Here is a 26,845-nt window from a genome sequence, read left to right as displayed (position 1 = left end):
CGTTTCCCTGAGCCTACCGCCCTAACCCGACGCCTCTCCCACCCAGAACGGGCTCGACCACGCCATGCTGCCGTCGATCTGGCGCACACGGAGGTAGTAGTAGTCGCCGGGCCGGACTTCGCCCTGGTCGGTGAAGCTGAACTCCTGGTCGAGGGCCCGTCCCTCGGTCACGATCTGAGCCGAGAGCGCGTCCGTGTGCTCCAGCACCTGGTACTCGCGTCGCTCGACCTGGCCTTTCAGGTCGCCGAGCCGGAACCGCACGGTGTTCGCCGGCAGTTCCTGGGGGATGCGAACGTAGCCGCCCGAGCCGCGCGATTCGGTCGTCGTCTCCATGTCGACGGTGATGACCGTGTCGGCGCTTGCGCCGCGCAACTCGAGAACGAGTGACTTCGGACGCCCACGGGTCGGGAAATCGAAGTCGATCCGGTTGGGGTCTTCCGCGTTGCGGGCGGTTCGCCAGGTCGCGGGCTGCGTGAACCAGGGATCGTCGTAGTCGACCAGCTCGGCTCCGGCGACCTGGATCGCTCCCCTCCACGGTCGGCCGCCGCGCGGGGGCGTGCGCTCGCCGTGGATCTCGGTCGACGACTCGAAGGTGATCTGCACCCTCGATTCGTCGGACAGAGCGCTCTCCAGGTATCTCCTGGTGTAGACGATCGCGCCGTTCTTGATCACGTCGATCGCGTCGATCGGGGCCGTGCCGCTGACCCGGCAGTCGATCCGGCGCACCGCGGCGTCCTCCTGGCGCGTACCCATGCGGGTGCCGTTGAGAGTTGCCTCGAGGAGGATCCGCTCGCCGGTTGTCGCATAGGCGGCCCGGTCGCGGAGCGCGCCGAAGATGGCGTCAGCGTTGTTCTCGGGCGCGTAGACGGCGGCCAGACCGCCCAGTTGACGGTTGCCGGCCCCGGTGTAGCCGGGGTGGCCGTTGTGAGTGTCGGATGCGCCGATGAAGCCGACCTCGAAGCCGTTCTGCAGGTACTTGTTGCCGAACCAGTCGAAGGTGCCGTGGCCGGACTGGATCTCGACCAGTCGCCCCAGGTCGGGGTCGCTGTTCGTCCAGTCGGCGGGCTGGTGGGCGTGGGGGATGACCAGCACGTCGTTGTTGCTGTTCTGAGCTCGCAGCCCCGCGTACAGTTCGTCGAGGAGGGGCGCCTCCTGGTTCGGAACCCGGCTGCGGCCAGGCGTGTCGCGGAAGAACACGTTGTGGTGCCCGCCGAGCGGTGACCGCGACGTCCACTCGAAGCCGAGGATCGTCGTGAACTCGCCTTCGATCCGGTACTCCTCGACCAGCTCCTGCAGCCTCCGCCACTCGCTGTCGTCCATCCAGATGTCGTGCTCGGAGAGGCTCAGGAAGTCGAGCCGGGCGACGTCGCGGCCGAAGCGGTAGTAGCCGTCCGGCGAGCCCTGGCCTTCGGCAAAGGCGGTGTGGCCGTGCGTCTCGCCCCAGTAGACGCGGGCTTCGGGATCGTCTTCGACGCGGAGGGGGTTGCTGGTCGCCCGGATCGTTCCGTCCTCGTTCCGAACGGAGAAGCGGTAGACGCCGGGTTCGGCGAGGCTCACGTTCTCGAATAGCGAGATGGCCGGACTGCCGGCCTCGATCGTCCGGAACGGCTCACCGTCCAGCAGCACGTCGAGCGCGGGCATGACGCCGGACGACAGGTTCTTCAACCGGTCCTCGGCGCGGACGGCGAGGGTGAAGGGTTCGCCGGGCGCAACGATCGACGGGGCGACGGCGTTGACGGAGCGGACCTCGTCCCGGCCCAGCACCTCGAACGAAGGCCAGGCCGGTCGGAACAGGTCGCCCGTGCCCTCGATGTCGGCGTAGACGTGCAGGATCACCTGGTCGTTGGAGGTCTCCTGCAGTGCGAATCCTGACCCGCCGCCGGACGTGTCGCCGTAGGTGATGGTGACCGTGTCGCCTTCATCGAGCGACGCACCGCTCAGACGGAACTGCAGCACGGACCGCGGCACGCCGGGGCGAACCCGGCCGCTTCGGTTGCGGAAGTGCATCCCCAGCCAGTCGCCCCACGGCTCGCTGGAGGTCAGCGTCGCGGCCGGTTTCGACGTTTCGACCGTGACGTAGTTCGGGCCGGCCGGGTCCTCGGCCTGGATGCCCGTCCGTGATCCACGCACCAGGAGACCGCCGCCCTCCGCCATGCCGAGCGTGCCCACGGTGTAGGTCAACCGGACCGTCACCCGGTCGCCGGCGCGGAAGGGACCGGGCGGGTCGAGCGTCAGCGTGCCGACCGCCCCCGGGTACTCGTCCTTGATCTGGAACTCCCGGGTGTAGAGGCGGATGAACTCCGGGATCCGCGGCACCGGAATCGTCGCTCCGCCTCCGAGCCCCCGGAGCGAGCGGTTCGCGTTCGCGAGGAGCTGCGGGAAGACGTCGGGGACCGGTCCGCCGGTGAGTGAGTAGGCGTTCGACCACCGCCACAGCGTGTCGAGCCGATCGCTTAGAACGGCGACGTCTTCGGTGCTCTCGGGCGCTTCCAGCTTCAGCGCCTCGACACGTTGCCGCAGCTCGGGTGTCAGGTAGTCGCCGGAGTCCTGGGTGGTGCAGCCCTGGGCGACCATCGCCAGGGCGAGCGGAGCGAGGAGCACGGGGTGGGTTGCGAAGCGGCGTCGATTCAACATGGCGAACCCTCGCGGTTTGGCTGCCGGTCTCTCAGATTGGCGGGACTCTCCCCAGTACCATAGCGGGCCGAGATTCCTGGGAGGTCCGCATGACGAAACTTGCTTCAGTGTTCGCGACCGTTGTCGTCCTCGCGACCGTGTTCGCCATCCCGGCCGCGGGGCAATCCGAAGCCCCCTCGTACGACCCGCCGCTCGACATCGGCGTCGTCCTGTACGACGGCGCCGAGCCGCTCGACGTCTTCGGACCGGTCGAGATGTGGCTCAACGCCGGGCCGGGTCTGATCCGTGTGCACCTGATCGCGGACTCCGTTCGTCCGGTCGCGCTGACCACGACGACCTATCCGGCCGAGATGGCTCCGAAGGTGGAGGCCCAGTACAGCTACGACGACGCGCCGCCGCTCGACGTGATCATGGTGCCGGGAGGTATCGGCACACTCCGGGAAGTCGAGAACCAGCAGTTGCTGGACTTCATCGCTGAGCGCGCCGCCGAGGTGCAGCTCACCACCTCCGTCTGCACCGGCTCGGCCATCCTCGCCAAGGCCGGCGTCCTCGACGGCCTGCCGGCGACAGGGAACAAGGCCTTCTTCAGCTACATCGCCGGCTTCGGCCCCGAGACCGAGTGGGTGAAGGAAGCCCGCTGGGTCGACGCCGGCCACGTGATGACCTCCTCCGGCGTCTCCGCCGGCATCGACATGAGTCTGGCCGTCGTCGCCCGCTTCTTCGGGCAGGACGCCGCGCGGATGCTGGCCCAGGCCACCGAGTACGAGTGGAACGAGGACGCGGGCCGGGATCCGTTCGTCGGGAACCTGGACTCGGCCATGCCGTACGTGGAACGCCTGGAGGAGGCGGTTTCGGAGTCGTCCGGTTCGGGATTCTGAGCCCGGCCCCTGGCCCCCGGAACGGATAGAAGGCGCGGGCCCTAGGGGTAGGGTGTGATCACGCCGCAGGCCGCTCGGGAACCGCCTGCGCAGCCGGCCGCCTCGCCTTCGGGGCAATAGGTGTCGGGGTTCGTGTGGATGATGAAGGCGCTGCCGTCTTCGTCAAACACGGAGAGCGGCCCGTCGGAGAGCGTCACCCGCGTTGTCGTCACCATGTGGTAGCCGCGGCCCTGGCGGTCCAGGGTCATGTTCGTCAGGTCACCGGCGTGGAACGGGTGGTTGCCGTCCGGGCTGGTGTTCGAGTTGGGGCCGGGGTCGAAGTGCCCGCCCGCGGTGCCACATGGATTGCACGACGCGGTTTCATGGATATGGACCGCGTGCTTGCCTCGCGTGATGCCGGTGTTGGCGTACAGGCGGAGATAGATGTCGACCGCCTTGACGCCTTCGTCCGAAGGCCGTTCCTGTAGATAGCCGAAGCCGACACGGTTCGTCGGAATGTCGCAACTGTAGAGGACGGCCCGTCCGGCCGCCGTCGCACCTGCCGTGGCGGCGGCGAAGTCCTCTTCGAGGTTCTGGGCGGACACGCCGGCGGCTCCGCCGAGCGAGAGCAGGGAGAAGGCGGTGAGCGGAAGGATCGTCGTTTTGCGGCAGTTCGTGCGCATGTGTTTGGGGCTCCTCCAGTAGACATCAAGGCGATGAGTAGAGGTCAAGATGATCCGGGCAGGATTCCCAGTCTAGGGCAACGGCGGTTGCTCGGCTCCGTCGGCCGGTTCGTCGCCGTCGCCGCGAGTCATCGTGTCGACCGTGGTCGCGGCGCCCATGTGGCAGACGACGTTCGCTGCGGAGCGGAAGACGTCGGGCACGCGGTCGATCCCCAGGAGGATGGCGAGTCCCGCCAGCGGCACGCCCACCACGTCCAGAGCCGGAGCAAGCGACACGATGCTGGCGCTGGGCACCGGAGCGACCGTCATCGCGGCGAGGAAGATCGCCAGCACCGCCGCGGCGATCATCCCCGCGTCGAGCGGCACCCCGTACATGGCGGCCAGGAAGACGAGCGACGCGCTCTGGAACAGCGCGCTGCCGGGCCGGTTGATCGACGCCGCCAGCGGCAGGATCAGCGTGTACTGGCGCTCGGACAGGCCGAGCTTCTTCGCCTCCTGCAGCATCATCGGCAGCGTCCCCACCGACGTCGTCGTGGTGAAGCCCACGGTGTACGTGCCCACGGTCGCCGGGATGAAGCGCCAGGGCGGTACGCCGCCCAGGAACCAGACCAGGGGCAGGAGAACGAGGCCCTTCAGGATGAAGAGGCCCACCACGACGGCGACGATGAAGACGGCAAGGTTCTGCAGCATCGCCGTCCCGGTCTTTGCGATGACCGGCGCCGCGAGACCGAAGACGCCCACCGGGGCCGTCCACAGGATCCAGCTCATCAGCTTCGTCAGAGCGTCGCCTAGCGCCTCCGCGAAGGACGTCAGCGTCCGCTGTTTCTCGCTCGGCAGGGCGGTCGTCGCCGCGGCCAGGAGGACGATGAAGATGAGCAGGGAGAGCAGGGCGCCGTCGGCGGCGACCTGGACCGGATTCCGGGGGACCAGATTGACCAGGAAGTCGACGATGCCGACACCGGCCGGTTCCAGCTCCGCCGCGGGTGTAGGCGGCGCCACGTGTGCCGTGAAGGTGAGGGCGAAGCTCATCACCCCCATCCCGATCAGGATCGCCGGCAGGGTCGTCGCCCAGAAGAAGCCCACGGCCAATCCCCCCAGCCGACCCAGCTTGCGCAAGTCGCCGATCCGCCCCACGCCGACGAAGACGACCGCCGCCACCAACGGGATCACGACCATCTGGATCGCGCGCAGGAAGACCTGACCGAGCGGCTCGACGGCCTCGGCGGCCCACAACAGCGCGGGTGAACCCGTTGCCGAGGCGGCGATGCCGAGCCCCAGGCCGAGCGCCAGCCCGATGAGAATGGCGCGTGTGTTCACGCGCTTAGGGCACCTCAGCCTGGTCGTATGCCCGCCTGAACACCACCTCGGACATCCACCGCTTGAAGCCGTCGTCGTCCATGAACTGCTTGAACAGTTCGGTGTCGTCCTTCATCACGTTCTGCATCACGCGGAGCAGCGCTCTGTCGTGCTCGATGCGGGTGTTCTCGCGATCGGAGTTCCGGCGCGCGTTCCGGAAGGCCGTGTCCGAGGCGACCCTGGCTGGGATGTCGAACGCGATCATCCGCTGCACGCGGTCTTCGTCCGCCCATTCGATGCCGCCGAAGTGGTCGTTGAACGCCTTGATGATGTTCGAGAGGTGGTCCAGGTCGGATTCCGGCCGTTGGCCGCCGCTGGCCGGGGGCGTTGGATCGACCTCGGCGTCCTCGTCGGGCAGGAGGATCTTCTGCATCGCCTGCTTCTCGGCCCGGTAGCTGTCCATGTCGACCGCCTCGAGGATGCCCCGCGCCAAGTCCTCCTCTCTTGGCGCCGGCAGCTTCGGGATCAGGAAGTTCAGGAAGATCGACCGCTTCTCCCAGTCGGCGTTCGAGAACGGGAGGATCGAGGAGAGGAAGCCGTAGGCGCGCACGAACGCCTTCGCCTTGCCCTTGAAGTCGACCTGTCCGTCCTCGTCGAGTTCGCTCAGGTAGACCGCGACGCACTGGTCGAGGATCGGGTCGAGGCGGTCGCGCTCGGCGCCGTCCAGATAGCGCTCGACGAACAGGTCGATCTGGTCCGCCGAACAGACCTGCGCCGCGTCGAGGTCGGCCTGCAGGTCGTGCAGCCGGTCGGGGTCCGTCTCGTTGGCCAGGATCGTGCCGCGGTAGTAGTTCGCGAACGAGTCGCGGATGATCTCCGTGTCGTTCAGGAAGTCGAGCACGAAGACGTCGTACTTGCCCGGATGCGCCCGGTTGAGCCGCGACAGGGTCTGCACCGCCTTGATGCCGGCGAGCGTCTTGTCGACGTACATCGTGTGGAGCAGCGGCTCGTCGTAGCCGGTCTGGAACTTGTCGGCGCAGACCAGGAACCGGTAGGGGCGTTCCTGGATCTTCCCCGCAATCTGCCTGGACGGGAAACCGTTGAGCGAGGCTTCCGTGACCTTCGCGCCTCCGTAGTCGTGTTCGCCCGAGAAGGCGACGATGGCCCGGTACGGGCTCTTCCTCGCTTCCAGGCAGTCGCGGATGGCGTGGAAGTACTGGATCGCGCGCTGGACACCGTTGGTAACCACCATGGCCCGCGCCTCGCCGCCGACCTTCCGCGGTGCGGCGACCTGGTCGTGGAAGTGGTCGGCCATGATCTCGGCCTTCAGCCGGACGGCGTGGTTGTGCCCTTCGACGAAGCGCCGCAGTTTCCGCTGCGCCTTCTTGACGTCGAACTCCGGGTCGTCCTCGACGCTCTTCGCGAGCCGGTAGTAGCTCCTGACCGGCGTGTAGTGCTTCAGCACGTCGAGAATGAAGCCTTCCTCGATCGCCTGCTTCATCGAGTAGGTGTGGAATGCGCGCCGCTTGACGGTGCCGTCCGGTTGTCGTTCGGGAACGCCGAAGAACTCCAACGTCTTGTTCTTGGGAGTGGCGGTGAAGGCGAAGTAGCTGGCGTTCGGCAGCAGCTTGCGCGACTCCATCAGGCGGTTGATCTGGTCCTCGTACGTCTCCTCCTCGCCGCGGGCTCCGGCCTCGGAGAGGGCGCCCGAGACCGCGGCGCTCGTCCGCCCGCCCTGGCTGGAGTGGGCCTCGTCAATGACGATCGCGAACCGGCGTCCGCGCTGTTCGTCGCCGATGGCGTCCAGGACGTGGGGGAACTTCTGAATCGTCGTGATGACGATCTTCTTGCCGCCCTCGAGGAACTGGCGGAGGTCCGCCGAGCTGTCGGCGTGGCCGACGGTCGTCGCGACCTGGGCGTACTGCTTGATGGTGTCCTTGATCTGGCGGTCGAGAATGACGCGGTCCGTGACGACGACGATGGAGTCGAAGACCGTGCCGCCGCCGCGCGTCTCCAGCCCGATCAGCCGGTGGGCCAGCCAGGCGATCGAGTAGCTCTTGCCGCTCCCGGCCGAGTGCTGGATCAGGTAGCGCCTGCCGGCGCCGTGCTCCCCCGCGTCGGCCAGGAGCCGGCGGACGACGTCGAGTTGGTGGTAGCGCGGCCAGATCTGGGTCTTCTTCGTCCGGCCCGTCTTCTCGTCCTTTGACTCGACGATCTGGGCGTAGTTCTCGATGATCTCCGTCAGGCTCTCGCGAGTCAGTATCTCGCGCCACAAGTAGTCCGCGGCCAGACCGTCCGGGTTGGGCGGGTTGCCGGCGCCGTCGTTCCAGCCCCGGTTGAACGGTAGGAACCAGGACGCCTTGCCGCGCAGGTGGGTGCAGAAGCGCACCTCCCGCTCGTCCGCCGCGAAGTGGACGATGCAGCGGCCGAACCCGAACAGCTTCTCCCGCGGGTTGCGGTCCTTCCGGTACTGCTCGACGGCGTCGCTGACCGTCTGCTTGGTCAGGCTGTTCTTCAGTTCGAACGTGATGACCGGCAGGCCGTTGACGAACAGCGCCAGATCGAGCGCCAGTTGGGCTTGGTCTCCGCTGTAGCGGAGTTGGCGCGTGACGGTGAAGCGGTTCAGGTCGAAGCGCTGTTGCGCGACCTCGTTGCCCGCCGACGGCGTGCCGTAGAACAGCTCCAGCTCGTGCGCGCCGTGGCCGAGGCCCTTCCGGAGCACGTCGATGGTGCCGCGCTTCGCGATCTCGCCCTGGAGCCGGGCGAGGAGCTTCCGCCGCTCCGGCCCGTCCTCGTCCAGGGCCAGGCCGGCCGCCGCGTCGGGCTGGGTGGCGTGGAGGAAGGCGGAAAGCTGGGCGAGGTCGACGCAGTAGTTCCGGTCGTAGTCGCCGGGGTCGCCGGCGGTCCAGCCGGCGGTGGCGGCGCTCGGCTCGGTGGGTTGGGGGAGTTCGCCGGGCTTCGGCGGATCGCAGGGGTGGCCGGCGAGCGCGGTGCAGATCAGGCGTTCGAGACCGCGCTCCGTCGTGTCGGTTGTCATGACGCGGTCGGCCCCGCGAACGGGTTCACGACTCGTATGCCGTCGTAGTCTTGGTGGTGGCTCAGGTCCTCCGAGTACACCTCCGAGCAGCCGGAGGCACGTGCCGCGGCCAGTATCGCGCCGTCCCAGTACGCGATCTGGAATCGTCGGCTGAACATCACCGCGTCGTAGAAGACGGCGACGGTTGTTGGTTGTACGCGAAACTCGAGGATCGGTTCAAGGAAGGCCAGAGCGTCCGTGTGGGACAGGCGGTCCTCGCGAGTCGGCCGCGTGGCTTGGTGGTAGAACTCCTGTAGGACCTGGACGGACACTACGAGGTCCCTCTCGCGGAGAGTGTCCAGCGCCACCTTCCGCTTCGGAGCGTCCACGGAGCTGCGGCTGGCTCCGTACAGGAGAACGTTCGTGTCGACGAAGCGCCCCGGCATCAAGCGTTCCCGGCGTTCTCGTCGCGCGTTCGAGCCTTGGCCGCCTCAGTTCGAGCCCGGCCACGGTCATAGAGTTCTGAGCGGGATAGATTCGCGGCCATGTCGAGGCCAACGCCGCGTCGCTCAAAGTCCTCCGTCACTTCGCGCAGCAGGCGCCGCCTGCGTTCGAGCGGCGTTTCAGCGGATGCACTTCCGGCTGAGTCCATTGCCAAGGTGCAGAGATAGCTCCGCACGAGTGCGGAGACGGATGTGTCGAGTTCCGCCGCGCGGATGCGCGAGCGCCGGTAGGTTTCGTCGTCGACGGATACGGTGATGTTCCTCATAGCTACAGCCTCACGGTTCCTGTGCTGCACAGCATACTAGCTCGAATCGGCACTCCTGGGCGGCTCGCTGCCTAGCAGCCTTTCTTGGGGCACGGCCGAGGCGGCCTTGCCGGGCCCGGCCGCTACTTGGCTTGAGCGCGCCATTTGCCGCCCTTCTCCTGTTTGACCATGGCTGCCTCGGCTCGCGCCGGGGCGTGATCATAGGGCACCCCGGGGGCCACGCGGTGCGCGTTAACCGTCGCTAACGGCCCGTCGGCCCGATCGTCCCGTCGAACATGCTGTCCCGCGGGTCATGACGACCGGCCTTGAGAATCGGGTCCCGCCGTGCGGAATGCAGGATCACGGGAGGGCTCGGTGTCTACCAACACGGTGATGGCGTTATGGCTACAGCTCGGCGGACCGCAAGCTGTTTCATCAACTGTTCGCAGATTCTCGTGCAGCCGCGACCCGTGCGTTCACCTCTGCCCAGGTCTCAGGCCCCACGGGGGTCGGGAGGCTCGCTTCGAGCTTGCTGAACTCCCTGTGCACTCTACGCCGGGAGGACACGCGATTCCGGACCAGTGTGTAGAGGACGTACATCTCCAGCGACGAGAAGCCGAGCCGGACGCATTGACCGATGTACGTGAGTGTGGGCGCTTCGGCTGGGGCCGTCAACCCGTCCGAAGACTGTGAAGCGGCAATCCTGGAAGCAGCAAAGTGGAGATGCGCGAGGGTGGGCAGGATGTTCACCACGAACTTCCTCGCACCGGTGGAGCGCTTGAGGTCTCGTGGAGTGTCACCTAGAACCGACTGGACGACGTTCAGCGGTTCGCCCTTCATCCAGAGGCCGAGGGCGTTTCGAAGCTTCGGCACGGCGTAGCCAACTCGGTCCCCATCGGTTGCAAGCCTGCTAAAGCGTGAGCCGAACTGCCTTTCGAGATCCTCAGGGCGTAGCACGCGCAGGGCGTGCTCCGGCCAGCGAAGTAGCCAGTCGAAGAGCCACTCGCACCAGTCCATCACGGGTGTGCTGGAGGCCGGGCCGGATTCCAGGATATCGGCCCTCAGGACCGAGACTGTCTCCTCGGGAAAGCCCACGGAGGAAGAAAGCTCTCGTACAGAGGCGGCGATTTCGTCGTCAGGGTCTATGTGTCCGAGAGCCGCAAGCGCCGACCTAGTGCGGCTCTCAATCCAGGCATCCTTCCCCTCCCGGCGCTTCTTGAAGGCGGCGAACGTGCCTTGAAGCGCTCGGCCAAGCTGGGTTTCCGGCGATTCGTCGTCGGCCGAAACGCAGAGGCGTGAGATCACGTAGCGATCAAGCTCATCGGGGGAACGGGCTTCGGCGTGAATTCGATCAAGCACGGCAGTAAGGGGATCGTCAATCGCCAGGCACTGGTCAATCTGTCCGAAGACCTCGCGTAGGCGCATCCACCTTTCGCCGATCCTCGAGTCCGTCTCGTCGAATGGTACGACCCGGCCGGGAATCACGAGGACCATGCCCGTGGCGTTCTTTCCGGCTCGTCCGGCCCGCCCGGCGGCGTTGAGAAGCTCGCGCGAGTCCAACACTTCCAACGCACCGGTCTGCTCATCGAAGCGGCTGTCCTGGGCGATGATCACGAACTCGCTCGGCAGGTTCATGCCCTGCCCGAGCGTGCCCGTGGCGGAGAGAACCGCTAGACCGTCTGGCCGGGCGTACATCGATTCAATCAATCGCCTCTCTTCTGGGAGCAGCAGTCCGTGGTGAGTAGCAGCCCGGGAGATGACTTTGTTGTCCTCGACCTGGAGGTAGAGCTGGTCGCTGCCACCCAGTTCGTCAATGGCGACGCCGACCAATCGGCTTTCCTGCGGTGTCAGCTCGATCCCGGATGGCCCAAGAGCCTTCGAGGTCCGTTCGGCGATCTTGGCTGCGACCGGAATAGACTGCGAGAATACGAGGGTCTTGATTCCCGCCCGTGCTGCTGGAGCAGCGAGTACGGAGGCAACTACTCCCGCGTTTGGGATGAGTCGCCAACTCGCGTTTGCCGAAAGCTCGGGACGTTGCGTGCAGATGGGAAGGTAAGCGTAGGCGTCACGACGCTGCGATGCCCAAGTCTGGCGGACACTGAAGAAACCGTGAGGTTGGGCTGTAAGCCTGCGCTTCACGGCAGCCGGTACAGATTGGGTGGTGCTCTTCTGCTTTTCGGTTTGCAGAAAAGAATTGAGCTTCTTCAGCCGTTGCTGAGGATAGACCACACAGCCCCGGAGCTGACGGGTTGGCTTCCACGGCATCGACAGATGCAGCGTTTCGCGTCCCGTGAGCTCCTTCAGCCATGCCGCCATCTCGTCCGCATTCTTGATCATTGCGGATAGGAGTAGAAGGTCCGCCTCGGGCGCGAGACGGACGACACGGAGAATACACAGCATCGCGTCAAGAGAACGGCGATCTGTCGATTCTCTCGGGTGTATGAGGTGGCACTCGTCGAACACCATTAGACCTACGCCTTCGAGTGCGAGAGGACGGACATGGCTGAGTTGAAGGCAGGCCTCGGGCGTCATTACTTCAATGTCTGCAGGCGTGTCGGTGTCGGTAGAAAAGGAGAACTCGTACTCCCTTACGCTACGTGTTCGGCGCCCAGGAAACGCGGCCCGAAGGTCGGTTACGGTCTGGTCGACAAGTGCGTGCGTCGGCGCCACGAACACGACCCGTCTGCCAGCCAGGAGCGTTGCTGCGATCTTCAGGTGGGAGACACCGGTCTTTCCTGCTCCGGTGGGGAAGGACACTACGGACGACAAGCCGGGGTTGAGGTAGCGGTTGGCTATGGCCTCTTGGAGGTTGGGCCAGAGATAGGGTCTCTGCTCGGCGATCTTCTGGAGAACGAGGTGCCACCGATGAGGCTCGATTTCGGGCGGGGGAAGTACGTTGACTACCGCAGCGGCCGCAAGTCGGTCAGAAACGGCAAGCAACAGCGTCGCCAGGTGAAAGGGTCCGGGGAAGAGTGCCGGGCCTGGGGCCGACTTGGAGCGCCCGTTGCCGAAGGCAGGACGGGAAAACGCATCCCCGGGGTGGAATGCAAGTTCCTGGACGTGGCGCAGGATGGCCGACGCGTCGTCTTCTCCGTCGGGTCGACCGGCGAGGTAAGAGGCTAGAACGCGGGCGGCTAGGAGAATCTGGTAGTAGAGCGCGGCGGTTGGTGCCGCAGGATCGGCTGCATCGACCGCCTCCTCAATGGGAGAGAGGCTGCGTTCGTTTGTCTGGGCAACATGGCCGCGTGCGAGTTCCACCAGCGTCCAGAGGAGTTCGCTTTCAATGCTCGGAGCACTGGGAATCTGAATTCGATGGGCGATCTCGGTGGCGTCAGCGGCGGACTGGGCCACCAGAAACAGGAGCATCGCACTGACGTCTGAGGTGATGGCGTCGGCGGTGAGTCTCGCCGGATTCGCTGCGATGCCCGAGAGACTGTCGATCTGGTAAACGAGCTGATGGGCTGTAGCGGCGACGAAGGCGGCGGAGCGTCGGTCTTCCCGATCTGGGCTCACGGCCACCAGGGCTTCGTTCGTCCGGGCCAGCCGCTGCGCGAAGGTGCGGGTTGTGCTTAGTTCCTCGGGCGGGCTCTCGCCGTCGCGCAGGCGAACCCGGAGCGCGACGATACGCGCGAACGCCTCGGTGAATCTGTCGGGCAGGGTCTCCCGATCTAGGTTCCGAAGCGGCGGGGTAGAGCGAATCAGGCCTGCGGTCACCTGGTCATACATGCTGCTCGTCCAGTACTGCCAGTGCCTTCTCAGCGAGGCCCTGCAGCCAGGGTCGGAGGTCGGCTAGAGGCATGAGTTCGACGCGTCTTCGGAGCAGGTCACCGGGTACGGCTTCTTCGTACCCGGCAAAGAGGCTGGCTCGATCCTGGGGCGTGAACTGGCCCTGGCTCACGGTCGTGGCGACGCGGTATGCGCGCTGGTCGTCCCAAAGAATACTCGCCACGACGTGATCAACTTGCTCTATGCCGTTGCAGTTGAGGATGGTCGAGACGCCGTCGATCAACTCGTGATCTCGCGAGCCGGTCTCGTACTTCTTAAGTTCTGGCAGGATTCCGGCGCGAAACTGCTGCCGTGGATTCTTGGTTGCCTTGTCCTCGCAGACTACGACTCTTGCGATGGCGTCGTCAGAGTACTCGATGATCAGGCCGTCCTGTCCTGATTGTGCTCGCATCATCTGCGGTGGACGGATGAGGGTTCGCTGGGGCGTTGTCTTCGATTGCAGGTGCGCAGCCATCCAAGAGATCACCTGGAAGATCCAACCATCTCGGTGCGCGGGCCCTTCGTCTGGCCTGACCGTCAGAAGGTGTCGTGCACCTTGGAGCCCGGCAGTTGCCATGTCTGGAGGAGCGCATCCGGTCTCCCGCAGGATCTTCTCGACGACAGCGGCTTGGCCGACGGCGACGCGGGCGAGCATGCTCGCCAACTGCAGTTCGTCGTCGACGGTCCAGGTGGAACCGCGCCAGTTGGGGTCTGCGCCGATCGGCGTGAAAGAGATGGGCATCGATTGGGCTTCCAAGCCATTTGTATCAAGCTCTGGCGCAGGACGCCTGCGTTGACCTGGTTTTGGAAGAGGCGTCCTTTGCGAGTTAGGCGGCTTCGTAGGGAGCGGCTGCCCGAGCACAATGGGTATCCACCGGCTAGGCGACATCCCGCCCAGAGTGGCCAAGAGGATCTTCTTCTTCAGGCAGAGCTACGGCTGCACCGCGCACGTCGAGTTTGCCGGTGACCACGTCGGCCAGAAGTCGGACGCTGTACTCGCGTAGAAGACTGATCCTTCGGCGAGAAATCTCAATCTCTGAGGACGCTTGGCGCACGCTTCGGCCAATGGCCTCCGCAATCTCGTGCTGCTCCTCTGGTGCCGGAAAGGGCAGATGAACTCTCGCGAAGTTCTCGAAGCTCAGGTCTTGGCCATCTCGAATGAAGTTCGCCGTCGACTGCAGCGCGGCGATGTAGCCTCGTGATTTGAAGAGACGGCCGAAGTAGTCGACGTTCAGAGGCACGGCAGCTTGAAGCACGATGTAGGAAGACCGAATACAGCCGCTACGCCATGCCCGTTCGAGGCCACCCTGGAAGCTCCTCATGCTGATCACAAAGTCATCCACTTCCACGTGCCGCCGTTGCTGTAGGTTGCGGGTGATCTTGGTCACCTTTCGCCCAATCTTCGCCTCGTACTCCGCCTGCGCAATCACACCGTAGGCCTGAGTCGCCGAAAGCTGAGTGTCTCCGGACCGGGCCAGTTCCTTCCGGGGTCGAAAGACACGCCGGCTCGGTCGAACCTCCCAGTGCTTCGGCACTTCTGGCAGCCAGTCGAGGCCGGACTCCCGATAGGCGGGATAGGGCTCGCCGGTTCGGACATCGATCTGGCCCGTGACAGCCTGATGGATGACGGCCTGCTTCTGCTCCTCCAGCGCCGCGATCAACTTCTCCTTGGCTCGGATGTACTGCCGGATGCGCCGGTCGACGTAGTCGAGGAAGCGAACGATGGCTGTCTGTTCTTCCAGCGGGGGAATCGCAACCGGTACTGCCGACAACCTCGTTTCGGCGATAGCCGGATATGCGACGCCTACTGATTGGGCCATTACGAAATCGGTGAAGGGTTGGCTGCGACAGAGAGAGCCAACGAAGGCTGGTTCGGTCGCGGCTTGGGGCGTCAAGACTGCGAAGCCTGTTGAGGCGACAAGGTCGTCCCCTCCCGCAGGCACATGCAAGACTGCCTTCAGGTAGGTCCTTACGGTGGAGACGATCGTGTCTCCCCCACGAAGGACACGCCTGGCTCTTGACGGAGAAGTGCCGAACCTCATGCGTACGGGATCGCCAACCAGGACGCCCGCCTGGACTGCACCAATGTCGATGTAGTGGAACTCGTAGTCCGGGTCGGTGTCCTCCGGGAGCACGGTCTGGTTCACTCGGAGCCAGTCCTTGATGCGACGTACTTCCCAGTGCGCCGGCACATCCCCGAGCCACTCGACGCCGGAGTCCCTGGTTTCGGCATAGGTGGGTAGGCTCAGGACCATCGCAGAGTCGTCTTCAAGGAGTGGGCTCGGTTGCATGACTACGTCGTCGCCGACAATCGGGGCGGCGGGAATGGCGCGGTGTGGCGGGTTGCCGTTCGCCAACTGTTCACGAGGCCGTTCCCTTCGGCGCGTTGGCTGGCGCGGCATCGCCACTCCCCGGCGGCGCGTTGTCCGAACGCGGGTCGAGAATCCCGTTCCCGCGCCGCTGAGCGGATCGATTTGCCACCCACGCCGTTCCGCTGCGGGTCTCGTGCCTGAGCAGCCCCGTTTTGCCGTTCAAGTGCCTATGCTCCGGGATCTGGACGCGATGTGCCGAGCTCGCTCAGCTTGACTTTGCGGGACCGGTACAAGATGCGACGGAGGATGGGGTCCGTGATCTCTCGGTTGTTGATCGAGTCCACCCGTTCCTCGGGAGTCATGGTCTCCAACTTCCGACTGATGCGGTCCCTCTGCTCGCGCATGAAGCCGACGCAGTCGAAGCTCTTGTCGTTCGGGTCGCGATAGTTCTCGCCCAGGATGGCCGGAGGCTCGTACATCTCGATCGAGGGATGACCGAGTTCCCGGTTGACGGCGTTGAACCGGGGCCTGCGGTAGACGTTCAGGAGGTGCTTGTGGTTCCAACTCGCAAGTGTGTCGACGTTTGCGAGCGTGGCGAAGGCGACGTGCAGGGCGACGGGTCGCGTGGCCGCGCCCGCTTCGATGTAGCGGTCGGCGAGTTCCTCGGCTGCTCCCGACGGTTCCAGAAACTCCGAGTACTCCCGCGGCACTGTACCTGGCAGCGCTCTCGCGGCCTCGGTCGCCGATTCCAACTCGCCCGCGACCGCGGCCGACAGGACGAGGGTCATGTCGCCGGCACGGAACCGCTCCAACAGCTTCCGGGACGACTCCCTGATCCAGTACTTCTCGTTCTCGCAGGCGGAGAACACGGAGGAGTCGACGTACACGCGGGGCGTTTCCGGCCAGGACGGAACCGGGTACATCGCCTCAGCGGTCATCGTCCACCTCCTTCGACGGACCGGGCGCCATGCCGCCCATGATCTCGGCCAGCAGACCCTCGGTCTGCGTCTCCAGCGCCAGGATGTCGGCCTGGATCTCCGCCAGCGGCCGCATCGGCTCGGGCTTGAAAAAGTAGCGGTTGAAGCTGAACTCGTAGCCGGTCCTCACGGTCCTGGGGTTGTACCACGCATCGGGGGCGTAGGGCAGGACCTCGCGGCGGAGGAAGGCCTCGATGCCGCCCTCCTCTTGCAGCGGGATCTGCTCGGTGTCACGAAGTTCGGTGTCCGGCTCGTACTCGACGACGGCAGTCCGGCCGTCGACCTCGGCCTCGAACAGGCCGCGCAGCGGGTCGGCGGCCACGCCCCCCTTGTGGATTCTCCGGATCACGGGCGGCGCCTCTTCACTGTGGCGGCCGGAGGCCTTGAGTTCGCGGATCTCGGGCACCTTGTACGCGCGGTCCGCGTCGGTTCCTTCGATGCGTAGTGGCCGCTCGACGGTGACCTTCCAGTAGCCGAAGGCCTCGTTGTCGAAGATCCTGCTCTCTTCGGTCTCCTTGAAGGCGAGGAAGGCGTCGCAGATGCAGGCGATGTCCGCTTCGCCGAGTTCGCAGTTCTTCTTGCCGAGGTTCTTGCGCAGCGGCTGGAATCGCTTCGTGGCGTCGATGAGCTGCACCTTGCCCTGGCGATGCTCCGGCTTGCGGTTCGTCAGCACCCAGACGTAGGTGGCGATGCCGGTGTTGTAGAACATGTTGAGCGGCAGGGCGACGATGGCCTCCAGCCAGTCGTTCTCGATAGTCCAGCGGCGGATGTTGCTCTCGCCCTGGCCGGCGTCGCCGGTGAAGAGGGAACTGCCGTTGTGGACCTCGGCAATCCGGCTGCCGAGCGGCGTGTTCCGCTTCATCTTGGCGAGCTTGTTGGCCAGGAAGAGCATCTGCCCGTCGCTGCTGCGGGTAACGAGGGAGTACTCCGGGTCGCCGGCGTGCTCGATCAGGAACCGCGGGTCGCGCATGTCCTTCTTGCCGCCCATGCGCGCGAGGTCCGTCTTCCAGCTCTTGCCGTAGGGCGGATTGGAGAGCATGAAGTCGAACTCGCGGGCCGGGAAGGCGTCGTTCGAGAGCGTGGAGTGCTCCGGCCCGCCGACGATGTTGTCGGCGGCCGCGCCCTCACCCTTGAGCAGCAGGTCGGCCTTGCAGATGGCGTAGGTCTCGGCGTTGATCTCCTGGCCGAAGAGGTGCGTGGAGACCTCCTTGCCGCGCTCGGCGGCGAGCGACTGGAGCACGTCCTCGGCCACGGTGAGGATGCCGCCGGTGCCGCAGGCACCGTCGTAGAGGGTGTAGGTGGCGGACTGGAGCCGGTCGGCCACGGGCAGGAAGACGAGGTTGGCCATCAGCTTGACCGCGTCGCGCGGCGTGAAGTGCTCCCCGGCCTCTTCGTTGTTCTCCTCGTTGAAGCGGCGGATCAGCTCCTCGAAGATCGAGCCCATACCGTGGTTGTCCAGGCCGGCGTGCTTCACGTCGCCGTCGCCGTTCATTACCGGTTCGGGCCCCAGGTTGATGTCGGGCGAGGTCAACTTCTCGACCAGCGTCCCGAGCGCGTCGGCTCTCGATAGCCGCGGGATCTGGTTGCGGAACTCGAAGTTGTCGAGGATGTCCTGGACGTTCGGAGAGAAACCGTCGAGCCAAGCCTCGAAGTCGGCCCGGAGCTGTTGCCGGCTCGCGCGGGCGCGCAGGTCGCGTAGCGTGTAGCTGGATGTGTTGTAGAAGTCCTGCTTCGCTGCGTCACGCAGGGTGGCGTCCTGGTCCACGATCTCGAGCTCGTCGAGTGTCGCCTTCACCTGCAAGACATGCTGCTTGCGCGGTTCTAGCACCGCGTCGAGCCGCCGCAGCAGGGTCATCGGCAGGATGACGTCGCGGTACTTGCCGCGGACGTAGAGGTCGCGGAGGACATCGTCGGCGATGCCTCAGATGTAGCCGGTGATCCAGCTCAGGGAGGCGTTGTCCACTTCAGTCGCGACGCTCGGAGGGCAGAGGCGTCACCTGTTGCCGCGAACCTCGTCCAGCAGCGCCATGACTTCTCGTGAGGCCATCGCTCCTCCTGGGGCGGCCGTGTGTACAGCGCGGCGTCGTTGGGCCGGCCTAGACGGACCTCGCCTGCCTGCGCCTGCCGCATCAACTCGGCGTCGGGGTCGGGCGGCTCGACTGGCCAGCGTTCGGCCTCGTATGCCTCGACGAGCGTCGCGAGGACTTCGAGTTCGCCCCCTTCAGGCGTGCCTGACGCTGCACCCATCAGGCGGTCTATGGCCCTCAGCGCCTCGTTGTAGTCCGTCTCGTTCGTGATCGTCTTGATCTTCATATCGCTTCATGGCGCGATGGCCTCGTCAGTGACGTGGTGCAGCCGGATGACCCTGGGCGCCCCTTCGTCGAAGTGGCAGAGCACGGCGTCCCGAACCATCCACTTCAAATCGTCCAAGTTGTCGCCTTCGGTGAAGATGTCGTGGCCGAGCGCCTTGGCGTCGTAGCCGCCCTCGCACGCTTCTGTGACCTCGAAGATGATCTCGGTTTGCCCCATCCGATCTTCTTCCGTTGGGCTGAGGCTAGCCGATCCGACGTGCTGGTCGGGCTGCTACGCCCAGAGACCCCGAATCACCTCGCCCTTCACCAGCTCTCTCGGCTGGTCCAGATGATTCAGGATCTCCATCGCCGGATCGATCCCTAGCGTGTAGTACACGGTGGCGAGAAGGTCGTTCGGGTGAACCGGCTTCTCGCGGGGGGCGGAGCCGGTCTCGTCGGACTCGCCGTAGAGCTGGCCTCGGGAGACGCCAGCGCCGGCGACCAACGCGGTGTAGCAGTAGGGCCAGTGGTCGCGGCCGTCCGGTGAGTTGCTGTTGCCGGAGGTGCTGACGCCGAGCCGCGGTGAGCGGCCGAACTCGCCGACGGCGACGACGAGGGTCTCGTCGAGCAGGCCGCGGTCGTCCATGTCGGACAACAGTGCCGAGAGCGCCCGGTCGAGGACGGGGCAGTGCAGGTTCTTGAGCGGCCCGAAGTTGGCGGCGTGGGTGTCCCAGGAGTCGACTTCGGGGTTGCCGTTGGCGACCGCGGGCCAGTTGAGCTGGACGAAACGGGTGCCGGCCTCGATCAGCCGCCGGGCCATCAGAGCGCCCTGGCCGAAGGTGTTCTTGCCGTAGCGCTCGCGTATCTCGTCGTTTTCGTTCGAGAGGTCGAAGGCCTGGCGGGCCTTGCCGGAGAGGACGAGGTCGTAGGCCTTCTCGTAGTACTCGTCGAGGGCCGAGTCGGCGACCGCCTTCTCAAGCTCGGGGAGCGAGGCGTTCAGGCCCTTGCGGAGCTCGAAGCGGCCGGCGAGGCGCTCGGGCGAGGTCTCCTCGCGGAGTTCCAGGTCGCTGAGTTCGATCGGCTGGTTCGGGTCCTGGTAGAGCCGGTAGGGGTCGTAGGCCTTGCCGAGGAAGCCGGCGGCGCCGCCCTTGCCGATCACGTTCGATTCCTGCAACGGCCTCGGCAGCTCGATGAAGGGGAGCATCGCGTCGTCCAGCGGCTTGAGCCTGGAGATGTGGGAACCGGCAGTCGGGAAGTCGGCCGGGGTCGGCGGCTCGAGCTGGCCGGAGGGCGAGACGCGGTCGGGCGGGTAGCCGGTCAGCATCTGGTAGATCGCAGCGGTGTGGTTGAAGAGTCCCTTCGGCGTGTAGCTCATCGAGCGGATCAGCGTGCACTTGTCGACCTGGTCGGCAAGCAGCGGCATCGTCTCGGAGAGGCGGATGCCGGGAATCTTCGTGTCGATGGCGCCGAACTCGCCGCGGATGTTGGACGGCGCGTCGGGCTTCGGGTCCCAGATGTCGATGTGGCTGGGTCCACCCTGGAGGAACAAGAGGATGACCGACTTGGCGCTGCCGAAGCCCTTGCCGCCAGCGAGCGCATCGGCGGCGACGGTCGCGGCGTGCGCGTCGCGGAGCGCCAGCGTCTGGCTGAGCGAGATGCCGAAGATGCCGAGCGAGCCGACGCGGAGGAACTCGCGCCGGGTCGGGCCGTCGCAGGTGTGGCCGGACTGTCCTGGGATGACGAGCATGGTCGGGGCTCCTTTGCGGCTGCGGGCTGAGAGCTTACGAGTTGAAGAGGAAGGCGTTGGAGTTGAGGAGTGCCCACATCAGGTCCTGGGCCGCCGCGGTGCGGCTGGCCGAGGACTCGAAGTGGCCCTCGGCGAGCTCGGCTTCGTCGCCGGTCGGCAGACGGCCGATGGCGGCGAGGTAGAGCTCGGCGATCAGCTCTTCGTTGTCCAGGCCTCCGAGGACGAGGTTCGCCACCCGGCCCTCGGGGTCGGCGATTGCGTCGGCGATGACGGAGCCGTTCAGCAGGCTCAACGCCTGCGGCAGGCTCATCTCCGTCTTCCGCTCGCACTCGCAGGCGGTCTCACGGTCCGGTTTGCCGAACAGGTCGAGGAAGCCCTCGATGCCCATGCTCGCCGTCATCACGTGCGGATCCGGGAGTGCCGTGGCGTCGAAATCCTCGGGAAGGGTGTCGATCTCGAACCGGGAGTCGGTGGCGCGGGCGACGGCGTCGGCCAGTTGCTCGGCGCTCAAGCGCCTCGGTTCGTGGCGGGAGAAGTTGATCCGGTCGTCCTGGTTCCACTCGTTGGTCTGGAAGGACGACTGGTAAGCCCGGGAGGTGGCGATCGTCCGCATCAGGTGGCGGAGGTCGAAGTCGTTCTCGATCAGGTCGGCGGTCAGCGCGTTCAGGAGCGCCGCATTGACTGGCTGATTCGATGCGCGGATGTCGTCGACCGGGTCGATGATCCCGCGGCCCATGAAGTAGCTCCAGACACGGTTCGCGATCGCGCGGGCGAAGTAGGGGTTGTTCGGCGACGTCAGCCAGTCGGCCAGCGCGGCCCGGCGGCCGAGACCCTCACCGAGGTCCGGCGCGCCCTCGACGGCCACCAGGTACCTGGGCGGCACGACGGCGTTCGTCTTCGGGTGCAGCTGCTCGTTGTCGCGTCGCTTGTCGAAGACGATCTCCTCGCCGGTGCGGAAGCCCGGACGGACGCCCAGGCCGGCAAAGAAGGCCGTCATTTCGAAGTACTGGTTCTGGGTCCAGCGCTCGAACGGGTGGTCGTGGCACTGGGCGCAGACCATCCGCACCCCCATGAAGAGCTGGGTGGTGGTCTCCATCGCCTCCTTCGGATCGCGGGCGGCACGGAAGTAGCTGGCGGCCGGCTGATCGAGGGTGCTGCCGGAGGCCGTGACCAGTTCGCGGACGAGCTGGTCGTAGGGCCGGTTCTCCTCGATCGCCTCGCGCAGCCAGCCGCGGAAGGTCAGCATGCCCTTGTAGCTCATGAACTTCCGGTTGCTGCGCAGCAGATCGCCCCACTTGAGCGTCCAGTGGTCGACGTAGCCGTCGCTTGCGATCAACTCGTCGACCAGGCGGTTCCGTTTCTCCAGCATTGGGGAGTCGTCGGCGAGGAAGGCGCGCACGCGTTCCGGAGTCGGAATCTGGCCGGTGAGGTCGAGCGAAGCGCGGCGCAGGAAGGCGGCGTCGTCGACCGGCGCGGAGGGCTGGACCTCGATTCGCTGGAGCTTCTCGTCGATCAGCTCGTCGATGTAGTTCGTCTGGGGCAGGGCGGTCCACTCGAAGCCCTCGCGGCCGCTGAGCACCGTGACCGGCGCGGTGGTGAACTGCCCTTCGTAGCGGACGAGCAGCGTGCTCTCTCCGCGGCGGAGACCCGTTGCGACGGGGCCGGAGGGCGCGTCCTCGATCGCCATCGTCTCCGTGTTGCTGCTCGTGATGTGCGCCTCGCGGGTCACGTCGCGGCTGCGGCCGTCGCCGTAGTGGGCGATGACGATCGTCTGCTGGCTCATTCCCGGCCGGCGCATGAAGACGTCGCCGGGATGGATCTCAAGCCGCTCGACACGGTCGGTCGCCGGGTCGCCGTAGGGCACGCCGCCGGAGATCCAGTCGAGGATCTGGTGGTAGTAGCGTGAGCCGTAGTCGAGCCGCAGGCCGCCCTCGTGGGCCACCTGCATCGTCGGCTTGGCGAGCATCAGCGAGCGCGCGGGCTCGGCGCGGTTGAAGCGCCGGCCGGACATGTCGTAGAGCAGCGACTGGTAGTCGAACTCCGGATCGTAGCCGCGCAGCGACAGCTTGAAGCCGTTCTTGCCCTTGGCCGCGCCGTGGCAGGTGCCCGAGGAGCAGCCGACCTTGTTCATCGCGGGCAGGACGTCGCGGACGAAGGTGACGGGGGGCGCTGCGTTGGCGGTCGCGGCGGCTTGGACCGTGACCGGTACGGCGGCGCTGAGGCCGCCGGCGTGGATGGTGAGGGAGCCGTTGCCGGGAGTGGTCGGTGTGAAGTAGCCGTCGTCGCCGCGCTCGACGGGGGCGCTCGTGATGTCGACCTCGGCTTCGCCCGTGAGGTCCATGCGTTCGCCGCTTTCGAGGATGCCGGTGACGAGTAGCTTGCGGCCGTCGCGGAGGTTGTCGAAGGTGAGTTCGGCGGGGTGGACAACGAGGCCGACGGGTGTGGTCGCGCTCGGCAGGGCGGCGGCGAAGCCGAAGAGAAGGGTGACGGCGCACCCGACGAAACGTGTCATCTGCCCTTCACCTCCATTCGCGCGCTCACCGGCACCGTAGTGTAGGCGGAGCGGACTTCTCGCTCGCCGGCCAGCCAGGACGACGACGTGATCAAGAAGTCGTAGTCCCCTGCTTCCACCTGGTCGGACGCTTCGCAGGCCAGCCGGAACTTGCCGTCGTCCTCGTCCTCGATTTCGGTGCTGTCGCAGACGACGCCGGTGGGCAGGGCGTCGGCGCGCAGTTCGACGGGCTGGCGGAAGCTCTCCTCACGGTGGAGGACGCCTTCGACCGTGCCCTTTCGGCCGGACTTGACGGTCGCTCCGGTGACCTCGATCCGGTAGCCGGGGACGATCTCGAGCGTCACGCCGGGCGTGTAGAGACGTTCGGGACGTCCGCCCACCGTGACTTCGCCCGTGAGGGTCACGGTGTAGCGGTCGTGCTGCGTGCCGTCGCTGCTTCGGATCAGCTTGCTGCCCTCGGACTTGTTGTAGTCGGCCTTCTCGGTCGTCTCCACCCGGAACTCGCCCACGCCCACGCCGATCAGGGCACTGACGACCATGGGTGGTTTGGTCGCGGTCTCTTCGCCCGGCGGGGGTTCGAACTTCCACCCGAAGTCGAACGGCATGCCCTTGACCAGCCTGACCGTCTCGGGCGCCAGACCGACGAGCCGCGGCCCGGTTCGGCCGGTGAGGAGGACAGGCAGGCGCGTCTCCAGCCACGGAGCGCTGAACGACCGCTCGGCCTCTGTCGTGTAGCTGCGGCCGTCGCCAGCGCGCACGCTGGTCACGCTTCCCGGCATGGTCGCCCGCCGGCGAATGACGGTGCCGTCCTCGAGCACGGCTTCGCCCCAGATCTCCAGGTCGAAGCGCTGGCGCGTCGCGTCGAGATCGGCGGTGACCAGGATTCGGCCGGAGCGCGCCAGCGTGCGGGTGTCCAGGTCGCGAACCTCCCTGGTGATCCACCCGTCCCTGGCCTCGATGCCGGGCGGCGGATCCTCGACGTAGAGGCGGATCGGACCGAGATAGCCGCGGCGCACGGCGCCGACGTCGATCGGCTTCGAAGCGCCGCTGTTGAGCGTCAGTTGGGCCGTGCTCAGGCGCAGCTCGAAGTCGGGGCCGTTCGCCGTCGCCGTCAGCCGGTAGCCGAAACGGGGACCGCCGCGCCCCACGAGGTCCTCGACCGCGACGTGCAGCTCGTCTACCCCTTCCGGCGTCTCGACCAGAACCCAGGGGTCGAAGGAGGTGGCGGTCGGCGACAGCAGCCGGAAGGTGTCGGGATCGGGGATGTCGTCACCGGAGGACGCCAGGAACTCGCCGTCCCGCGTCGTGACGGTCAGCACGCCGAACAGGTCGGAGGAGCCGAGCGCGGCGCCATCGACCTCGATCAGGAGTCTCTGGCCCGGCTCGGCGGCGATCCGGTAGCGGTCCACTTCGCCGGCGTGGTCGATCCGCCCGTTGACGACCACGGGCGTGTCGAGGGCCTCGTCGTCGGCCGTCTCACTCTCCAGCACCTCGGGATGGCTGCCGACGACGACCCGGAACGGCAGGGCTGCGCTGGTCTTCGAGGAGGGGGACGGGCCGACGATGTCGAAGGCGTTGTCCGTCTCGACGGCGCGGGCGGCTTCCCTGGTGGCAGCCTCGCTGCCGCCGGTGAGCCCGAATCGCGTCTCCTCGCCGCGGCGCGCCCCCAGCGGGAAGACCGCGTCGGCGTACGCGTAGTCCGAGGCGGCGATCAGCTTCATGCGGTAGAAGTTCCGCCTCTGGTTGCTGAATCGGGCGTCGTGGACTTCAACGACGTACTCGCCCGCCTCCGGCGGCTGCCAGTCGAGGCGGGCGTCGACGTCGATGCCGGGTCCCTCCTGGTTGAAGGCGATTTCGCGGCCGTCGCTGTCGAGCAGCCGCAGCACCGGATCGATCGCCGAGCCCACGCGCCGCGCCTCGACTTCCAGCACGATCCGCTCGCCGGCTTCGGCGCGGAACCGATAGCGGTCCCGCTCCGCTCCGTCCAGCGTGCCGTTGACGACGACCGGCAGCGCATCGATGCGCGGCGGTTCGCTTGCGGCGCTGCCGTCGCGCAGGCTTTGCTCGGAGACCTCGGACACGGTGTCCACCCGGAACAGCAAGCCGTTCGACAGACCGTCTTCGCTCATGGCGCGTAGCGGGTAGAGCCCCGGCGCGGCGTCGCTGTCGATCTCCACCAGGAAGACGGCGGCCTGGAGGTTGCGGTCGTTCGGCCGCCGCTGTTGCTGCAGCCGGTCCTCGTCGGCGGCCTCGCCGAGACGGGCGAACGAACCGGGCAGCGTGCTCTCGATCTCCATCTCGCCCGCGACGCCGTAGCCCTCGATGACCAGCCGTAGAGCGCGGCCCTGCTGGCCGCCGTGCGGATGCATGTCGACGAGATTCGGCGGCGGCCCCGCGGCGGCGACCGTGGCGATGGCGATGCCGGCGAAGGCTTGGGGCGCACTTCGCAGCAGGTGGCGGCCGTTCACCGTGCTCCCCCGGCGGTCGTCGCTCCCTGGAGCTTGCCTTCGAGCGGCACCGGCACGAACTCGTGCACCAGCTCCCCGCCGTCGGCGCGGTAGAGCCTCAAGCGACCGTCGAAGCCGGCGGTGGCAAGTTCGGCGCCGGCGGGGTCGAACGCCAGCGTGTAGATGCCGGCACGGTGTCCCGCGGCGGTGGCGGTCCGTTCGCCGGTCTCCAGGTCGTAGATCGGCACCGTTGCCGCGGCGCCTCCGACGGCGAGACGCTCGCCGCGCGCGTCCACCGCGAGCGCGAAGATCTCCCCGTCCTGGCGCTCGAACTCCCGGACCAGGGTCGAGTCGTCGGCGATCAGCATTTTCCGGGCGCGGTCCATCCGGTAGTAGTAGGGCACACGATCCTCGCCGCCGATGACGACCGCCTCGATTCGCGGGTTCCGGACGACGGCCGACAACTCGCCGCGCAGCAGGTTGATGTTCTCGACGAAGGCGCCGCTCGAGGCGTCGATCAGCTTCGCGGCCCTGTCGCGGCCAACGGAGACGATGCGGCGACCGTCGCCGCCGAAGACAACGCCGAGCACCCAGTTCTCGTGGTGGTTCATCCGCAGCAGCTCCCGACCGCTGGTCGCCTGGTGGATGCGGACCGTGTGATCGGCGCAGCCGATCGCGAGCCGGCGTTCGTCCGGCGACACGGCGAGGCCGAACAGCGTGTCGTGGCAGAGCATGTTCGAGACGCGAAGCTCCCGGCCCTCGACGTCCCAGATCTGGATCTCGCCGAAGCGCGCGGGCGTGCCGCCGGTAGCGATGAGCCGCCCGTTCCTGAGAAACGCGAGCCCCTGAATGCGCTCCGAGACGCTGCTGAAACGGGCCTCCAGGCTGTCGCCCCTGCCGATCTTCGAGCGACGGTGGAGCAGCACCTCCCGGTTGCCCGACACGGCCAGCCACTCCCCGTCGGCGGAGTAGGCGACCGCCGTGATCACCGGCGGCTGCCGGTAGACGATAGGCCCCGTCGCCGCGCCGAGCCGCATCTCCTCCGGCGTGTCGTCGGCGGCCCCGGCCGCGATCCAGTCACTGATCGCGGCGATCTCCGCCTCCGCCAGCGGTTCCGCCCGCATCGGCATCACCGGCTCGATCTCCCCCCGGAGCATCTGCAGCATCCGGCTCTCATCCGGCTTGCCGGCGACGAAGGCAGGACCGCTCATCCCGCCCGCGGCCAGCCCGTCGAAGCTGGTCAGGTTCAATTCACCACCCAACTGCGCCGGCTGATGGCAGCCCTGACAGCGCTGCTGAATCACCGGCCACACATCCCGGTAGTAGCTGGCGCCTTCCTGCGCAACCACCGCCGAACTCTGGATCCCAAGGAACAGAACCGAGGTCACGGCCATCGCGCGGATCAGGAGCTTCCTGCAGTCGACGGTGTCCAGCCGGGCGGGAGGTCCGGAGGGGCGGACTCCAGCGGGCCTGGAGCGAGCGACTTCCGACGCCCGCCCAGAAACCGACGACCGACCGAAGCGAGCGGAATGAAGTGAGCGCCGGACCCCCATCCTCCTC

Annotated in this window: 18 protein-coding genes; 1 reads left to right on the top strand and 17 read right to left on the bottom strand. The window is 66.7% G+C overall.

All coding sequences use genetic code 11. The features are described from left to right. Positions 1–21 precede the first annotated feature (21 nt). Positions 22–2,634, bottom strand: coding sequence for a DUF3604 domain-containing protein (locus OXI49_13150; GenBank protein MDE2691457.1), 2,613 nt, complete (start codon positions 2,632–2,634; stop codon positions 22–24). 89 nt (positions 2,635–2,723) lie between these two features. Between OXI49_13150 and OXI49_13145 the strand changes: the two genes are divergently transcribed. Next, positions 2,724–3,512 (top strand): DJ-1/PfpI family protein, encoded by a 789-nt coding sequence (locus OXI49_13145; GenBank protein MDE2691456.1) that lies wholly within the window; start codon positions 2,724–2,726, stop codon positions 3,510–3,512. Between the two features lie 41 nt (positions 3,513–3,553). Here the strand turns inward: OXI49_13145 and OXI49_13140 are convergent, their stop codons facing one another. The 16 genes from OXI49_13140 to OXI49_13065 all read right to left on the bottom strand — a co-directional run bounded on the left by OXI49_13140 (position 3,554) and on the right by OXI49_13065 (position 26,679). Further along, complete coding sequence (locus OXI49_13140) at positions 3,554–4,174, bottom strand: superoxide dismutase family protein (GenBank protein MDE2691455.1); 621 nt, start codon at positions 4,172–4,174, stop codon at positions 3,554–3,556. 72 nt (positions 4,175–4,246) lie between these two features. Continuing rightward, a complete protein-coding gene (locus OXI49_13135; GenBank protein ID MDE2691454.1) occupies positions 4,247–5,491 on the bottom strand; it encodes a dicarboxylate/amino acid:cation symporter in 1,245 nt (414 codons plus the stop codon). Positions 5,492–5,495: 4 nt separating this feature from the next. Continuing rightward, on the bottom strand, positions 5,496–8,507 hold the full coding sequence (locus OXI49_13130; GenBank protein MDE2691453.1) for a type I restriction endonuclease subunit R: 3,012 nt from the start codon (positions 8,505–8,507) through the stop codon (positions 5,496–5,498). Continuing rightward, positions 8,504–8,932 (bottom strand): PIN domain-containing protein, encoded by a 429-nt coding sequence (locus tag OXI49_13125; protein MDE2691452.1) that lies wholly within the window; start codon positions 8,930–8,932, stop codon positions 8,504–8,506. Before OXI49_13125 ends, OXI49_13130 begins: the two co-directional genes overlap by 4 nt. Further along, positions 8,932–9,255: a hypothetical protein gene (locus OXI49_13120; GenBank protein ID MDE2691451.1), complete on the bottom strand. Its 324-nt coding sequence runs from the start codon at positions 9,253–9,255 to the stop codon at positions 8,932–8,934. Before OXI49_13120 ends, OXI49_13125 begins: the two co-directional genes overlap by 1 nt. Positions 9,256–9,669: 414 nt before the next feature. Beyond that, positions 9,670–12,948, bottom strand: a complete 3,279-nt coding sequence (locus OXI49_13115; protein ID MDE2691450.1) for a DEAD/DEAH box helicase — start codon at positions 12,946–12,948, stop codon at positions 9,670–9,672. A 4-nt stretch (positions 12,949–12,952) separates the two neighbouring features. Next, entirely contained in the window at positions 12,953–13,741 is a 789-nt protein-coding gene (locus OXI49_13110; protein ID MDE2691449.1) for a hypothetical protein, read from the bottom strand. Between the two features lie 136 nt (positions 13,742–13,877). Continuing rightward, the gene (locus OXI49_13105) at positions 13,878–15,356 is read right to left on the bottom strand and encodes a restriction endonuclease subunit S (protein ID MDE2691448.1); all 1,479 of its coding nucleotides are present in this window, start codon (positions 15,354–15,356) and stop codon (positions 13,878–13,880) included. A gap of 182 nt (positions 15,357–15,538) precedes the next feature. After that, positions 15,539–16,249, bottom strand: coding sequence for a hypothetical protein (locus OXI49_13100; protein ID MDE2691447.1), 711 nt, complete (start codon positions 16,247–16,249; stop codon positions 15,539–15,541). Further along, entirely contained in the window at positions 16,239–18,206 is a 1,968-nt protein-coding gene (locus OXI49_13095; GenBank protein MDE2691446.1) for a class I SAM-dependent DNA methyltransferase, read from the bottom strand. The genes OXI49_13100 and OXI49_13095 overlap by 11 nt, the downstream gene beginning before the upstream one ends. 26 nt (positions 18,207–18,232) lie before the next feature. Then, entirely contained in the window at positions 18,233–18,601 is a 369-nt protein-coding gene (locus OXI49_13090) for a hypothetical protein (GenBank protein MDE2691445.1), read from the bottom strand. Between the two features lie 6 nt (positions 18,602–18,607). Beyond that, positions 18,608–18,817: a 2-oxoisovalerate dehydrogenase gene (locus tag OXI49_13085; protein ID MDE2691444.1), complete on the bottom strand. Its 210-nt coding sequence runs from the start codon at positions 18,815–18,817 to the stop codon at positions 18,608–18,610. 54 nt (positions 18,818–18,871) lie between these two features. After that, positions 18,872–20,326 (bottom strand): DUF1501 domain-containing protein, encoded by a 1,455-nt coding sequence (locus OXI49_13080; protein MDE2691443.1) that lies wholly within the window; start codon positions 20,324–20,326, stop codon positions 18,872–18,874. A gap of 34 nt (positions 20,327–20,360) precedes the next feature. Then, entirely contained in the window at positions 20,361–22,838 is a 2,478-nt protein-coding gene (locus OXI49_13075; GenBank protein MDE2691442.1) for a DUF1549 and DUF1553 domain-containing protein, read from the bottom strand. After that, positions 22,835–25,306, bottom strand: a complete 2,472-nt coding sequence (locus OXI49_13070; protein ID MDE2691441.1) for a hypothetical protein — start codon at positions 25,304–25,306, stop codon at positions 22,835–22,837. The genes OXI49_13075 and OXI49_13070 overlap by 4 nt, the downstream gene beginning before the upstream one ends. Continuing rightward, entirely contained in the window at positions 25,303–26,679 is a 1,377-nt protein-coding gene (locus tag OXI49_13065) for a hypothetical protein (protein ID MDE2691440.1), read from the bottom strand. Before OXI49_13065 ends, OXI49_13070 begins: the two co-directional genes overlap by 4 nt. Positions 26,680–26,845 lie beyond the last annotated feature (166 nt).

The organism is Acidobacteriota bacterium, assembly GCA_028875725.1.
Lineage (GTDB): Bacteria > Acidobacteriota > Thermoanaerobaculia > Multivoradales > Multivoraceae > Multivorans.
The sequence above is the reverse complement of the archived record's forward strand: the minus strand, read 5'-3'. Positions and strand labels throughout refer to the sequence as shown.

Bases quoted from the DNA above. Each gene is read 5' to 3' on its own strand.
- OXI49_13140 (MDE2691455.1), bottom strand. From the start codon at position 4,174: ATGCGCACGAACTGCCGCAAAACGACGATCCTTCCGCTCACCGCCTTC.
- OXI49_13085 (MDE2691444.1), bottom strand. From the start codon at position 18,817: ATGGGGCAAACCGAGATCATCTTCGAGGTCACAGAAGCGTGCGAGGGC.
- OXI49_13080 (MDE2691443.1), bottom strand. From the start codon at position 20,326: ATGCTCGTCATCCCAGGACAGTCCGGCCACACCTGCGACGGCCCGACC.
- OXI49_13130 (MDE2691453.1), bottom strand. From the start codon at position 8,507: ATGACAACCGACACGACGGAGCGCGGTCTCGAACGCCTGATCTGCACC.
- OXI49_13145 (MDE2691456.1), top strand. From the start codon at position 2,724: ATGACGAAACTTGCTTCAGTGTTCGCGACCGTTGTCGTCCTCGCGACC.
- OXI49_13075 (MDE2691442.1), bottom strand. From the start codon at position 22,838: ATGACACGTTTCGTCGGGTGCGCCGTCACCCTTCTCTTCGGCTTCGCC.
- OXI49_13100 (MDE2691447.1), bottom strand. From the start codon at position 16,249: ATGACCGCTGAGGCGATGTACCCGGTTCCGTCCTGGCCGGAAACGCCC.
- OXI49_13125 (MDE2691452.1), bottom strand. From the start codon at position 8,932: ATGCCGGGGCGCTTCGTCGACACGAACGTTCTCCTGTACGGAGCCAGC.
- OXI49_13120 (MDE2691451.1), bottom strand. From the start codon at position 9,255: ATGAGGAACATCACCGTATCCGTCGACGACGAAACCTACCGGCGCTCG.
- OXI49_13150 (MDE2691457.1), bottom strand. From the start codon at position 2,634: ATGTTGAATCGACGCCGCTTCGCAACCCACCCCGTGCTCCTCGCTCCG.
- OXI49_13110 (MDE2691449.1), bottom strand. From the start codon at position 13,741: ATGCCCATCTCTTTCACGCCGATCGGCGCAGACCCCAACTGGCGCGGT.
- OXI49_13090 (MDE2691445.1), bottom strand. From the start codon at position 18,601: ATGAAGATCAAGACGATCACGAACGAGACGGACTACAACGAGGCGCTG.
- OXI49_13065 (MDE2691440.1), bottom strand. From the start codon at position 26,679: ATGGCCGTGACCTCGGTTCTGTTCCTTGGGATCCAGAGTTCGGCGGTG.